This window comes from Allobosea sp. MMO-172 (assembly GCF_037147855.1).
Taxonomy (GTDB): Bacteria; Pseudomonadota; Alphaproteobacteria; order Rhizobiales; family Beijerinckiaceae; genus Allobosea.
In genome coordinates, this window is record NZ_JBBCUM010000007.1 from 77,029 (window position 1) to 91,160 (window position 14,132).

Here is a 14,132-nt window from a genome sequence, read left to right on the forward strand (position 1 = left end):
GATGAAGCTCCGCCAGATCGCGCATTCCCGAACCGGCGACAAAGGCAATGTCTCGACCATATCGGTCATCGCCTTCGACGAAGCCGACTATCCCCTCATCGCCGAACAGATTACGGCCGCGCGCGTGGCCGCGCATTTCGCGGGCATCGTGACGGGCCCGGTCACCCGTTACGAGCTTCCGCAGCTCGGCGCCCTGAATTTCGTCATGAAAGGCGCGCTCGGCGGCGGCGTCACGCGCTCGCTGGCGCTCGACGCCCACGGCAAGAGCCTGAGCTCGGCGCTGCTCGATCTCGATCTCACCGCCCCGGAACATCCGGAAGGCGGAAAAGCCCGACAGGGCAAATCATAAAGCTGAGAGGGATAACGCCCATGACGACAAGACGTGGCTTTCTCGCCGGCATGGCCTCGAGCGTGTGCCTGCCTTCGATCGTGCGGGCGCAAGGCACATCCACGCTCAAATTCGCACCGCAATCCGACGTGGCGATCCTCGATCCGATCATGAGCGTGTCCTATGTCACGCGTAACCATGCGCTGATGATCTTCGACACCCTCTATGGGGCCGATGAGCACAACCGCACCCAGCCGCAGATGGTGGAAGGCCATCGCGTCGAGCAGGACGGGCGCCAGTGGACGCTGACCCTGCGGGAGGGGCTGCGTTTCCACGACGGGTCCCCAGTGCTGGCCCGCGACGTGGTCGCGAGCGTGAAGCGCTGGTGGAAGCGCGACAATGTCGGTCAGGTTCTGGCTGCGGTCACGGACGAATTGTCGGCCGCCTCGGATCGCGAGGTCCGCTTCCGGCTCAAGTCGCCGTTCCCGATGCTGCCCGACGCGCTCGGGAAGTTCGGCACCAACAATGCGGTGATCATGCCCGAGCGGCTCGCGCTCACCGAGGCGACCGTGCAGGTCACGGAGATGGTCGGCAGCGGCCCCTATCGCTTCGTGGCCGACGAGCGCGTGCCGGGAAGCCGCCTCGTCTACGCGAAATTCGATGGCTACGTGCCGCGCCAGAGCGGGACGACGAGCGCACTCGCCGGGCCGAAGATCGCCCATTTCGACCGTGTCGAATGGGTGGTCATGCCGGACGTCGCCACGGCGGCCTCCGCCCTTCAGACCGGGGAAATCGACTGGTGGGAACAGCCGGCCTCCGATTACTGGGACCTGCTCGCCGTCAATAAGAACGTGAAGCTCGACCTGATCGACTCTTTCGGGTCGGCGGGCGTCGTCCGCTTCAACTTCCTGCAGGGGCCGACGAGCAACGTTCTCGTGCGCCGGGCGGCGCTGGCGGCGATCAGCCAGAGAGACGTCATGACCGCGGTGATCGGCGAGGATGCCCAACGCTGGAAGGACAAGGTCGGCTATTTCCTGCCAGGCACTCCGATGGCGAGCGAGACGGGGCTCGATGCGTTGAAAGAGCCGCCTGACAGGGAGGCGGCGAAGCGTCTTCTCAAGGAGTCCGGCTACAAGGGCGAACCGCTGGTTTATCTCGTGCCCGGCGACGTCGCGACGATCAAGGCCCAGGGCGAGGTCGTTACCGACGCGTTGAAGCAGGCCGGCTTCAACGTCGACATGCAGGTGATGGACTGGGGAACGGTGCTGACCCGCGCCAACAACCGGCAGGGGCCCGACAAGGGCGGCTGGCATCTGGTGGGCACCTTCACGGCCGGTGTCGGCTTGCTCAACCCGTCGAGCAACAACTTCCTGCGCGGCAGCGGCACATCCGCCATCTTCGGCTGGTCCGAGATTCCGCGGCTCGAGGAGTTGCGGATGGACTGGTTCCGGGCGCCGGACGAAAAGGCGCAAGCCGCGATCTGTGCCGAGATCCAGCGTGTCGCCTTCGAGACCGTGCCCTATGCGCCGACGGGCCTCTACTTCCAGCAGACGGCTTATCGCAGCAATCTGACCGGCGTGCAGAAGGGCCTGCCGCTGTTCTATGGAGTGCGCCGGGCATGAGCAGCACCATCGCACAGCCGCGCCGCCATATCCCGCGCGGCGAGGATTTCCTGCTGCTGTCGCCAAGCTGGCAGGCCTATGCCTATGCCAATGTCGACGCCATGTTCGCGACGCGCCGCATCGCCCGCGGCGCCGATGCCTTCCCGCTCTCGCGCGGGGCGGAGATCGCGCCGGAGCACGAGCTGGCCGGCGAGCGCCGCGGGCTCGACGACTATATCCAGCGGACCAACGTTGCTGGTCTGCTCGTGCTGCAGGGCGGTGCGATCCGGCTCGAACGCTATGCGCTCGGGCTGGAAGAGAGCCGCCGCTGGTCGTCGATGTCGATGATCAAGTCGCTGACCTCGACGCTTGTCGGTGCCGCTTTGCAGGATGGTTCCATCGAAAGCCTCGACGATGCCGTTTCGCGGTATCTCCCGGCCCTGCACGGCAGCGCCTATGACGCGGTCAGCGTTCGCGACCTGATCACCATGTCGTCCGGCGTCGAATGGAACGAAGACTACACCGATCGCCATTCGCATGTGAACCGCTACAGCAAATCGCTCGGCGACAAGGTTCCCGGCGGCGTGTTGGCGCTGATGCGCAGCGTGCGTGGCCTGTATCCGCCGGGCAGCCAGTTCAACTACAATACGGGCGACACCTATGTGCTGGGGGCGCTGCTCTCGGCCGCGACGGGCCGCACGCTGGCCGACTACATGTCAGGCAAGATCTGGTCGCGCTTCGGCATGGAGTTCGACGCCTTTTACACGCTCGAATCCGAAAATGGTCAGGAGATCGGCGGCAGCCGCGCAGGGATGGCGCTGCGGGATTTCGGCCGGTTCGGCCTTTTCCTGCTCAAGGGAGGCGTGGCCGGCGGCGAGCGGGTCCTGCCCGAAGGATGGCTCGATGCGGCTGGCTCGCGTGTTTTCGCGCTCGATCCGCAGACCAACAATTACGGTGCCGACGGCTATGGCTACAGCTGGTGGATCGACCCTGACGGCGCCATGGTCGCGGTCGGATTCGCGGGGCAGACGCTATATGTCAACCGGCAGGCCGACGTTGTCATCGTTACCCTGTCATGCCATCCGCAACCACCTTTCGCAGCAAGCTACGACGTGGATTTCAAGGCCGAGCGTTTCGCCTTCAAGGATGCGGTGCTGCGCCAACTGGGGGTCTAACTCGTCCCAACAATAGCCTGAACGTTTGCGATGCTCCGAATGGTCGGTTCAGAACGAGGGGCGCCATTTGCAAACGTTGGGCGGCCTTCGAGAAACAGATATAGGCGCGCCTGGAAGACCACCCGCCCTCTCTCGATACGAGCAAGCTTCAGTTCCGTAATGACTCCAGCCGACAATGGACGTTTTCGATAACAACCTCCCGTTGCCGATCGGTCCGTGTCGTCGCCATTGCTCAAGGAGCGACGTATTGCGATCTGCATGTCGACTGAGCGGGTGAAACTCGCTCGCTGCCCCGTGCGGAGTGCGCCACGCGGCTGTAACAGCTATTGTCTCTGTCCCTCTGCGGCGAGGCATGTGCGCGCTTGCAGCGCCATGACACGCTCTTCGTTGGCCTTGATCACGATGACGTCGAAGGCCCCGAGAAAGCGCAGGCGTTCGACGATCGCATCGCGTAGAGGAGCCGCGTGCTCGCCGATGCCGCCGGTGAAGGCGAGCGCGTCGATCCCACCGATGGCGGCAGCCATGGATGCCGCGAACTGCGCGACCTTGAGCGCGAAATAATCGAGCGCGAAGCGGGCGCGCGGGTCGTCGCTCTTCAGCAGCGTCTCGACATCGTTGGAGAGGCCCGACAATCCCAGCAGGCCCGAGCGTTCATAGAGCGCCTCCGAGACCTCCTGCGCATTCATACCCAGGCTCTGGAACATGTAGAGCACCGCCCCGGCATCGAGCGCGCCACAGCGCGTGCCCATCGGCAGGCCGTCGAGCGCCGTCATGCCCATGGTCGTGTCGATGCTTCGCCCGCCTTGGATGGCGCACAAGCTTGCACCGTTGCCGAGGTGAGCCGCGACGACGCGGCCGGCATGGAGCCTCGGATGCTGCTCGGCCAGCACCATCTCCAGCCACTGATAGGACAGGCCGTGAAAGCCGTAGCGACGGATGCCTTTGTCGCGCAGCGCCTGCTCGAGCGCGAAATTATGGGTGAGCGCGTCGTGGCGCGCGTGGAAGGCGGTGTCGAAACAGGCGATGTTCGGCACGTCACCCATCAGGCGGCGCGCGGCGGTCACCGCAGCCAGATTGTGGGGCTGGTGCAGCGGCGCCAGCGGCGAAAGCGCCTCCAGCGCCGCGAAGACCTCGGGCGTGACCACGACCGGATCGACAAAACGTTCGCCGCCATGAACGATGCGATGGACGATCGCCTTCATCCGCCAGGCATCGTCATGGCGGTCGACGAAGGCGAGAACGGCGGCAAGGGCGGTGTCATGGTCGCAGGCCGGCGGCAGCGCGATGCGCTCCCGGGTGCCGTCCGCGAGGCTCGCGTCCATGGCGGGTTCCGGTTCGCCAAGGCGCACGGCCTTGCCGCGCGCCAGCACGTCGAGATCGCCGACGCGAAAGACCTGGAACTTGAGGCTGGACGAGCCGGCGTTGAGGACGAGGACGGTCTCGATCACTTGATCCGCCCCGTGCGGCGCGCGTCCGCCAGAAGGACGGCCAGCGCGCAGGAGAGCAGGCGTGCGCGCAGATTGTCGGCGCGGCTCGTCAGGATGATCGGCACGCGCGCGCCGAGCACGATTCCCGCAGCGTCGGCGCCGCTCAGGAAGGTCAATTGCTTCGCCAGCATGTTGCCGGCCTCGATCTCGGGCACGAGGAGGATATCGGCATGGCCGGCTACGGCCGAGGCGATGCCCTTCTCCTTCGCCGCTGCGGCGCTGATCGCATTGTCGAACGCGAGCGGCCCGTCGACGATGGCGCCGGTGATCTGGCCGCGATCGGCCATCTTCGACAGGGCAGCGGCATCGAGCGTCGCCGTCATATGCGGATTGACGGTCTCGACGGCGGCCAGCACCGCGACCTTCGGCAATTCGTCGAGGCCGTTCAGCGCGACATGCCAGAGATTGACCGCGTTCTGGACGATATCGGCCTTCGTCATGAGATCGGGCGCGATGTTGACCGCGGCATCGGTGATGATGAAGGGCTTGGGATAACTCTCGATATGCATCACGAAGGCGTGCGAGATGCGCCGCTCGGTCCGCAATCCGGAATCGGACCGGACGACCGCCCCCAGAAGCTCGTCGGAGTGGAGCGACCCCTTCATCAGCGCATCGAGTTCGCCGGCGGCCGCCAGCGAGACTGCTTTCGCCGCGGCCTCATGGCTGTGCTCGGTATCGACGATCTCCCAGGGGGAGATGTCGATGCCGGCCTCCTGCGCGGCAGCACGGATGCGGCCGGCCGGCCCGATCAGGACAGGCGCAATCAATTGTTCACTGACGGCATCGGCCACCGCCTCGATCACATTGGCCTTGACGGGATGCACCACCCCGGTCCGCACGGCCGGAAGAGCCTCGCAACGGCCGAGCGCGAGCCGGAAATACTCGGATGAGGTCAGCATCGTCATGGCGCCTCTCTAGCTTTGCGCGACGAGCCAGCGGGCGATGCCGGGCCAGGTCTCGCCCAGCGTCTTGCGGCCCATGAACAGGCCGATATGGCCGCCGGGCACCAGCTTCTTCTCGATCTGCTTCTTCGGCGTGCCGACGAGGTCCTCGGCTGCGAAGACCTGCTCGCTGGTGGTGATGTCGTCCTCCGCGCCGGCCAGCAGATAGACCGGGCAGGTCACGTCCCTCAGGCTGAGGCGCCGGCCGAGGCCGACGAACTCACCCTTGGCGAAGCGGTTCTCCTTGAAGATCTGCTCGATGGCCTGAAGGTAATAGACCCCCGGCAGGTCGAGTGGATTCTCATACCAGGCGGCGAAGGTCTCGGTCCGGTCGAGATAATTTCGGTCGGCGAGGTTCTGGTAGAGCCGGATGAATTTTTCGACGTAGTGCTCCTCGGGATGCATGTTCTTCCAGCCCGCGAGCATGAAGCGCCCCGGCATGAGGCCGCGACCGGCCCGGACCATCGCCTGATAGCTCTTCAGCGGCATGGTCTGCGCCATCTGCTTGATCGGGCCGTTACCGGCATCGGCATCGATCGGCGAGCCCGCCAGCACCAGCGACTTGACCTTGTGCGGGAAGCGCGAGGCCAGCATCGCGCTCAGCCAGCCGCCCTGGCAGAGCCCGACGAGATGCACGACGCCGCCGAGATCGTCGATCGCAGCGTTGAGCTCCGCCAGATAGGTGTCGATGCTGAAATAGCGCATCTCCTGCGTCGCCGGCTTCCAGTCGGTGACGAGGACGTGCCCGACGCCGTTCGCCAGCAGCACCTCGACGAGGCTCTGCCCCTTGTCGTAATCGGCAATGGTCGCGCCATGCCCGGCATAGGGGGCATCGACCAGGACGGGAATGCCGCCGGCGACGGCCTTGCCGAACTCGCGCAGGCGCATGGTCGGCAGGTCGAGGCGCACCGTATTAGGCGTCGCCCAGTCCGGCGGCGGCGGGCGGGTAATCCTCACGGCCTCGGAGAGGAAATCGAGATTGCGCTCGGTCAGGCGCAGCGCGGCATCGACCGGCCAGAACCAGGGCAGGCTTAGCGCCGCGGGGCGGTCACCAGCGGCCTGCGGGGCGGGTTTCGTCTTGTTGCGGGCGGTCATGTCGAGCGGGGCCTCCTCCCGTCAGGTCGGAACACTAGGAAGCCGACATGGCGATGACAATCGACCAGGCCGCTTCCGCTCCCGCGGCAAAACCGCCCTCACGCGAAGATCACTTTCCGGAAGCGGGCGAGCGCAAAGGCAAAATAGGCCGCACCGATCGCGATGATCTTGGCGATCTCGGGCCAGACCACGTCCAGGCCTGCGCCGCGATAGAGCACGCCTTGCGAGAAGGCCACGAAATGCGGCGTGGGACTGAAAATCCGCATGATCCATTGCAGCCAGAGCGGCATGCTCTCCATCGGCGTCGTCGCGCCCGAGAGCAGTTGCGTCACGACGAAGACGGGGATCGCGAGCAGGCCGAACTGGCCCATCGTCGTCGCCAGCGTGCCGAGCAGGATGCCGAGCGCCGCGACGGCAAAGGCGTAGATCGCAGTCCCCAGCACGAAGAGCAGGAGCGAGCCGGCGATCGGGACGCCGAGCGCCCATTCGACCACAAGCACGAGCGATGCCACTGCCGCGACCAGGATGACCAGCGCGTTCGCCGTCATCTTGGCGAGCATGATCTCGACCGGCGTGACCGGCATCACCAGGAGATGCTCGACCGTGCCCTGCTCGCGCTCCCGGATCAGGGCGGCGCCGGTCAGGATGATCGTCAGCAGCGTGACGTTGTTGAGAACCTGCATCACCGAGCTGAACCAGCCGGAATCGAGATTGGGGTTGAAACGCGCCCGCACCACGAGATTGATCGGCAGCGTGGTGGTGGTCTCGCGTCCGGCCTGGCGGTTCGCGATCTCATGAGCGATGATCTGCTGGATATAGGCCGTACCATTGCCGGCCTGGGTCATCGCTGTGGCATCGATGTTGAGCTGCAGCGACGCTGGCCGCCTGGCGAGCAGATCCGCCTGGAAGTTCGGCGGAATCTCCAACACGAAGACGAGTCGTCCCGCGTTCATCTCGACGTCGATCTCGTTCGCGGCGATGGTCCTGGAGACCTTGAACAGGGGCGGGCCGAAGGCTCCGAGCAGGCTGCGCGAGAATTCGGAGCGGTCCTCATCGACGATGCCGATGGTGAGGTCGCGCGCCTCCAGCTTCACGCCGGTCGCAACCGTGTAGACCGCGATGCTGAAGGCGTAGGCCACCAGCACCAGCATGATTGGGTCGGCACGCAGGCTGCGCAGCTCCTTCACCACGAGGTGCAGGATGTTTTGAAGATGGATGGCGAGCCTGGTCATCTCAGGCTTCCTGCTTGCGTAGCGCGAGCTGGGCTACGACGAGGAAAAGCAGGAAGAAGAAGCCCAGCATCACCAGATTGGGCCAGAGCTCGGCCACACCCAGCCCCTTCGTGAAGACGCCGACGCTGACCGGCTGGTACCAGGCCGGCGGCAGGCTCATGCCGATGATCCGGCCGCCGCCCGAGAGCGAGGCGACAGGCACCATCAGGCCCGAGAAATTCACCGCCGGGATGATCGAAAGGATCGCGGTGGCGAAGACGGCCGCGACCTGCGTCCGCGTGAAGCTGGAGATGAGCTGGCCGAAGCCGGTCGTGGCCGAGACATAGAGCAGCGTCGCGAGCCCCAGCACCCAGGCCGAGCCCTTGATGGGCACACCAAAGACGGTGAGTGCGATCAGGACGAGCATCACGAAGCTGCCCATCGCGATGGCGATGTAGGGCAATTGCTTGCCGAACAGGAATTCGAAGCGGCTGATCGGCGTCGAGCGGAAATTGGCGATCGAGCCGGTTTCCTTTTCGCGGACGACGCCGATCGCCGACATGATCGCCGGGATCAGAATCAGCATCAGCATGATCACGCTCGGCACCATCGCATTGGCGCTCTTGAAGGCCTGATTGTAACGGAAGCGGGTCTCGATCGTGACCGGCGACGGCGCATGGCTAGACGCGGCCTGGGCTGCCGCGAAACCCTGCGCATATTGCGTCGCGAGCCCCGTGACGTAGCCGCGCGTCGTTTCTGCCCGGAACGGCATGGCGCCGTCGAGCCAGACCGAGAGCTCCGGCAAGCGCCCCGCCATCAGGTCGCGGCCGAAGGAGGGCGGGATTTCGATCGCAAGCTGAAGCTCGCCGCTTCGCAGGCGCTGGTCGAGTTCGGCTGCCGAGCGGATCGGCGCCTGCTCGGAGAAATAGCGCGAACTGGAGAAAGCCTCGACCAATTGCCGGCTCTCCATCGAGTTGTCCTGGTCGAAGGCTGCGAATTTCAGGTTCTCCACATCGAAGGAAATGCCGAAGCCGAAGGCCAGCATCAGCAGCAGGGGGCCAAGGAAGGAGAAGCTCAGCCGGATCGGGTCGCGCAGAAGCTCCATCGTCTCCCGCCGGGCGCAGGCCCAGAGCCGGCGCGGATCGAAGCGGCGTGCCGGCGTTGCCGGCCGGGCAGCGGCGGCAGGCACTGCAGCCGTTTCAGGAGGCGCATCCTCGATACCCGCGGCTTCCTTGAGATAGGCGATGAAGGCCTCTTCCAGCGTATCGACGCCGCGCTTCTCCACCAGCTCCTGCGGCGTGCCGACCGCCAGAACCTTGCCGGCATGCATGAAGGAGATGCGGTCGCAGCGCTCCGCCTCGTTCATGAAATGCGTCGAGAGGAAGATGGTGACGCCATCATCGCGCGAGAGGTCGATCAATGTACGCCAGAAGGCGTCGCGAGCGATCGGATCGACGCCCGAGGTCGGCTCGTCGAGGATCAGCATCGTCGGGCGGTGCAGCACGGCGACGGCGAGCTGCAGGCGCTGGCGGATGCCCAGCGGCAGGCTCTCGGGCCGTTCGTCGGCGACATCCTCAAGGTCGAAACGGGTCAGCAGCTCCGCGATCCGGCCAGGAATCTCGGCCGGTGGCAGATGGTAGAGCTCGGCATGGAGCACGAGGTTCTGGCGGACCGTCAGCTCGCTGTAGAGCGAGAAGGCCTGCGACATGTAGCCGACATTGCGCCGCGTCTCCATGTCGTCCGCGGCGAGCGGCTGGCCGAAGAGCCTGGCCGTGCCCTCCGTCGCCGGCAGGAGACCAGTCAGCATCTTCATCGTCGTCGACTTGCCGCAGCCGTTCGAGCCCAGGAAGCCGAAGATTTCGCTGCGGCCGATGCGGAAGCTGACATGGTCGACCGCGACGAAATCGCCGAAGCGCCGCGTCAGCCCCTCGGCCTCGATCGCAGGCGTCGCATCATCGCCCGCGACCCGCGGTCGCAGCACGACCTCCCGATGCTGCGCGCGCTTGGCTTCAGGCAGCAGCGCGACGAAAGCGGCTTCCAGCGTCGATTGCCCGGCCTTCTCGCGGAGTTCGGCGGGCGTGCCGGTCGCGATCGCCCTGCCGTCGTCCATCGCGACCAGCCAGTCGAAGCGCTCCGCCTCCTCCATATAGGCGGTGGCGACGATGACGCTCATGCCTGGCCGGCGGGCGCGGATCGTGTCGATCAGGTCCCAGAACTGCCCGCGCGACAGCGGATCGACGCCGGTGGTCGGCTCGTCGAGGATCAGCAGGTCGGGATCGTGAATCAGCGCACAGCAGAGAGAGAGCTTCTGCTTCATGCCGCCGGAGAGCTTTGCGGCCGGCCGCCCTTCGAACGGATCGAGTCCCGTGGCCTTGAGAAGCTCGTCGATGCGGCTGCGGCGCTCGGCCGCATCCTGCCCGAACAGCCTTGCGTGGAAATCGATGTTCTCGAAGACCGAGAGCGTCGGATAGAGGTTCCGGCCGAGCCCTTGCGGCATATAGGCGATGCGCCCGCGCCGGGCCTCGCGCTGGGTCTTGTCGCTCAGATCGCCGCCGAGTGCATGGACGCTGCCCTGCTGGATCACCCGCACCCCTGCGATCAACGCCAGCAGGGTCGATTTTCCGACGCCGTCCGGTCCGATCACGCCGATCATGCGGCCGGCGGGGATGTCGAGCGTCAGCGCGTCGAGGGCCGTCACCTTGCCGTAGCGATGCGTGACGCCGGCAAGGCTGGCCGCAGGGCCGGCCTCCGTCATGGCAGCTTCACGGAAAGCGAATCGGGCCATTTCGCGGAGGAAGAGGTACGGACGAAGCCGAGGCCGCGCACGCCGGTCTTCACCCGCCGATGGTATTTGGCGAGAAGCTGCGGATCGACTTGGAGCTTCGCGCGGAAGACGAGCTTCTCGCGCTCCTCGGCTGTCTCGACGGCCTTGGGCGTGAACTGCGCATCGGCCGCGACGAAGCTCACCGTCGCCGGGATGACATATTGCGGGACGGGGTCGAGGATGATGCGCGCCTCGTCGCCAAGCGCGAGCTGCCCGGCCTGCGCGGCCGGCAGATAGATCGTCATGTAGACATCCGACAGGTCGAGAATGGTGACGACGCGCGTGCCGGCCGCGACGACCTCGCCCGTACGGGCGAGCTGATACTGGACACGCCCGCTGCGCGGCGCGAGCAGCACGAGATCGACCAGGATCGCCTTGATCTGCTCGGCATCGGCCTCCGAGGCATGGATCGCGAACTGGGCCTGGTCGCGCTGCGCCTGGGCTGCCCGCAGAGCGGCGTCGGCGGCATCGGCCTTGGCGGCGCGCTGGTCGTCGACCTGCTTGCTGAGATAGCCCTTGGCGACGAGCTCCTTGCCGCGCTCGGCATCGGTGCGGGCGAGGATCTGGTCGCTCTTGCGCTGGGCGATCAGCGCCTCGGCCTCGGCGAGCGCCTGGCGGGCGCGCAGCACCTGCGCCTGTGCGGACCGCAACTGCGCTTCGTATTCGGGCGAGGCGATCCGGGCGATAACTTGCCCGGCAGTGACCTCATCGCCCTCCTTCACCGCGACCTCGGCGAGGCGCCCGGCGTATTTCGAGGAGACGTCGACCTGCGTCGCCTCGATGCGGCCGTTGGTTTTGACGATACCGTCCGGCATCGTGTCGCCGCGCAGCCGTTCGATCAGGGCCTTGATGCGCGATTGTGCCTGCACGCCTGGCGCCGGCAGAACGAGCCCAGCGAGAAGGATTGCTGCAACGGCTCGAAAGCAGCGCATCTTGCATCTCCGAAAAAAGAGGCGGAACCGGTATATGCTGTCGCCTTAACATGCGGGAAGCAACCCGCCGGGCCAAGCAGCCACTTCGCGTCAGTAAATCTAGCCGGCGATGTCGAGCGCTGGACGACGGACCACTTCACCTGAAACCCGACGATGCCAAAGTCCGCTAAGGGCCAAAAGCTGACGCGCTACTGGATTAGAGGAGGCAGCCGAAGGCACCTGATCTGATTGGGATGCACGTCGGACTGCTGTGAGCTCGACAATCGTTTTCTCTCACCCGATGGCTGCAAGGGTTAGCCATTTTCGCTCAGAACCGCATCTCGACCCGGCCCTTGAGCGCATGGTCGCGGGATCGTTCGCCCAGTGAGGCGGAGTAGGTCAGGCCGAACGTCGTCGCATGCGAGACGCGCCAGTCCAGCCCAGCCTCGGCGGCCAGTGCGTCGCGGTCGATCGGTGCCGCGAAGACGCGTGCCGGGGTGGTGCCCGCGACGAAAGCCGTGCCGGCCTCCGGCGTCAACGCGCCGAAGCCGTGGCGCCAGCCCACCATGGCGCGGGCGAACAAGGGCATCGCCCCGATCTGCGCCTCGGCACGCAGGCCGAGCGTCGCGAAGCCGAGGCTTTGGTCCCTGCCGAAGATGTGCAAAGCCGCCGCGCCGCCGCTCTCGGTCCCCGTTTCGGTGCTGACCCGGATCAGGGCCAATTGCGCGAACGGCTCCAGCGCGAGGCCGCCGAAGGTGAAGCCATAGCCGAGCTCGGCAAAGCCCTGCAGCGTCGAACCGGCACGCTGCAGGCGCAGCTGGTCGCCGAAGCCGCGGATCATGACCTGCCGGCGGATATCGCTTTCGCTCCAGCTGTAGGCCGCGCCGGCATCGAGCCTGAACCCGCCGAACCGGGCACTGGCATAGAGCGCCGCATGGCCGCTCTCGAGCCGGCCTGAGGAGAGCAGGGTATCGTGATCGAAGCGCGACTGGCTGTAGCCGCCAGCGGCGCCGAGCTTGAGCGACGAGCCCGGCGCATCATGGACCATCAGGTCGGCGCCGAACAAGGCGCCGCCGCTGCGCTGCGACAGGCTTCCGGCATTGCCGTCTCCATCCCGGTTGCCGGCGCCGCCGAAGGCCGCCCCCCAGAGCGTATAGCGCGGCTGCGGCATCGGCGCGGGCATCATGATCGCGTCGTCGCGGCCGGGGCGATCGGCGCTGAAGCCGGCGGCGACCTGTCCCGGCACCGGCGCCGACAGCGGGTTGCGCAGATGGCCGAGGATCGCCTCGCGCAGCAGCCCGCCTTCATTGACCATCACGCCGGCGACATGGGCGTGTGCTTCGCCCGAGAGCAGGTTGAAGCCGGCACGGGCTCCGCCGGCCGTTTCCGCGACCAGCGCCTTGTGGATCGGATTATCCGCGCCGAGCCGCTCCGCCGCCGCGGCGATGAAGCCCTGGTTGCGCGTCGCCGTGATGGAGGCGAAGGAATTGTCGTTGCGCGTCATCGTCAGCACGACGTTCTGGCTGCCATAGCTGAGCGAGGGCGTCAGGAAGGCGAGATTCGAGGTCGCGGCCGCGAACTGGCCGCTGACGCCACCGGTCGCGGTCAGGATCGTGTAGCTCTGGTTCGCGGCGTAGGTGCCGTTCGCCGCCAGCACCTGGACCGTGCCGCCCGAGAGCGTCGCAGTGCCGCTCGCCGCGATCCGGTCGTTCTGGCCGCCGGCGTTGATCTCGACCTGATAGGTCGAGCCGGCGGCGAACGAGACATTGCCGGAGACGTTCAGGGTTCCGATCGAGTTGCCGGGCATCACCGTCGCGCCGGCATTGGCCACGATCCCGCCGACCCGGCCCACGCCGCCGAGCGCCCCACCGCTATCCAGCGTCATCACCGAATTCGTCATCTGGCCGTTGACCACCAACTTGCCGGCCGAGACCGTCGTGCCTGCGCCATAGGCGGAGCTGTTGCCGGTGAGCGCGAGCGTGCCGGTGCCGGTCTTGCTCAGCCCGCCGGTCCCGGAGATGCTCCCGCTCATGGTCAGGGTCTCGCCGGAAACCACCTCGACCGTTCCCGCCGAAGCGAGATTCGTCGCCCGCGCCGTCGTGAAGCTTCCCAGCGCCTGCAAGGTGCCGCCATTGAAGGTGAGCCCGCCTGAAACCGCGCCGAGATTGGCATTCGAGGAGACCGCGAGCCTGCCCCCGGTGAGGCTCGTGCCGCCGCTATAGGTGTTGATGCCGGTCAGGATCAGCGTCCCGGCGCCGCTCTTCGTGACCTGTCCCGCGCCGCTGATGGCATTGTCGACCGTGACATTGGTCGGCTGGGCGAAGGTCAGGCTGCCGGCGGCGACGACGATGCCGCCGTTCAGGCCGGAGGTCGCGTTGCCGAAGCTCAAGCTGTTGCTGCCGCCGGTGATGTGGATCGCCGCCGCGCGCGTCAATCCGTCGCCGGAGAGGCCGCCGGCAATCGTGCCGGTATTGGTGATCGAGAGGTCGGAGCCGCTGATGCCCGCGGCACCGGCGCCATAGGTGCCTCGCACGGAGGCCGAGGCGCCGAAGCCCGCCG

At 66.4% G+C, this 14,132-nt stretch carries 10 protein-coding genes; 3 read left to right on the forward strand and 7 right to left on the reverse strand.

Annotated elements, in window-relative coordinates:
* Position 1: 1 nt before the first annotated feature.
* From WFK61_RS12395 to WFK61_RS12405, 3 genes are read left to right on the forward strand one after another with little or no spacing between them, the layout of a single operon-like run.
* Positions 2-349: an AtuA-related protein gene (locus WFK61_RS12395; protein WP_336812028.1), complete on the forward strand. Its 348-nt coding sequence runs from the start codon at positions 2-4 to the stop codon at positions 347-349.
* 20 nt (positions 350-369) lie between these two features.
* Positions 370-1,950 (forward strand): ABC transporter substrate-binding protein, encoded by a 1,581-nt coding sequence (locus tag WFK61_RS12400; protein WP_336812029.1) that lies wholly within the window; start codon positions 370-372, stop codon positions 1,948-1,950.
* Positions 1,947-3,104 carry a serine hydrolase domain-containing protein gene (locus WFK61_RS12405; protein WP_336812031.1) on the forward strand — a complete coding sequence of 386 codons (1,158 nt, stop codon included), beginning with the start codon at positions 1,947-1,949 and terminating at the stop codon, positions 3,102-3,104. The genes WFK61_RS12400 and WFK61_RS12405 overlap by 4 nt, the downstream gene beginning before the upstream one ends.
* A 323-nt stretch (positions 3,105-3,427) precedes the next feature.
* Here the strand turns inward: WFK61_RS12405 and WFK61_RS12410 are convergent, their stop codons facing one another.
* The 7 genes from WFK61_RS12410 to WFK61_RS12440 all read right to left on the reverse strand — a co-directional run bounded on the left by WFK61_RS12410 (position 3,428) and on the right by WFK61_RS12440 (position 14,106).
* On the reverse strand, positions 3,428-4,552 hold the full coding sequence (locus WFK61_RS12410; protein WP_336812033.1) for an acetate/propionate family kinase: 1,125 nt from the start codon (positions 4,550-4,552) through the stop codon (positions 3,428-3,430).
* Positions 4,549-5,496 (reverse strand): bifunctional enoyl-CoA hydratase/phosphate acetyltransferase, encoded by a 948-nt coding sequence (locus WFK61_RS12415; protein WP_442896297.1) that lies wholly within the window; start codon positions 5,494-5,496, stop codon positions 4,549-4,551. Before WFK61_RS12415 ends, WFK61_RS12410 begins: the two co-directional genes overlap by 4 nt.
* Positions 5,497-5,505: 9 nt before the next feature.
* Positions 5,506-6,627 (reverse strand): alpha/beta fold hydrolase, encoded by a 1,122-nt coding sequence (locus WFK61_RS12420; protein WP_336812035.1) that lies wholly within the window; start codon positions 6,625-6,627, stop codon positions 5,506-5,508.
* Between the two features lie 98 nt (positions 6,628-6,725).
* On the reverse strand, positions 6,726-7,859 hold the full coding sequence (locus tag WFK61_RS12425; protein ID WP_336812037.1) for an ABC transporter permease: 1,134 nt from the start codon (positions 7,857-7,859) through the stop codon (positions 6,726-6,728).
* A gap of 1 nt (position 7,860) precedes the next feature.
* Entirely contained in the window at positions 7,861-10,593 is a 2,733-nt protein-coding gene (gene rbbA / locus WFK61_RS12430) for a ribosome-associated ATPase/putative transporter RbbA (RefSeq protein WP_336812039.1), read from the reverse strand.
* The gene (locus tag WFK61_RS12435; RefSeq protein WP_336812041.1) at positions 10,590-11,594 is read right to left on the reverse strand and encodes an HlyD family secretion protein; all 1,005 of its coding nucleotides are present in this window, start codon (positions 11,592-11,594) and stop codon (positions 10,590-10,592) included. Before WFK61_RS12435 ends, rbbA begins: the two co-directional genes overlap by 4 nt.
* Before the next feature lie 307 nt (positions 11,595-11,901).
* On the reverse strand, positions 11,902-14,106 hold the full coding sequence (locus tag WFK61_RS12440) for an autotransporter outer membrane beta-barrel domain-containing protein (protein ID WP_336812043.1): 2,205 nt from the start codon (positions 14,104-14,106) through the stop codon (positions 11,902-11,904).
* Positions 14,107-14,132 lie beyond the last annotated feature (26 nt).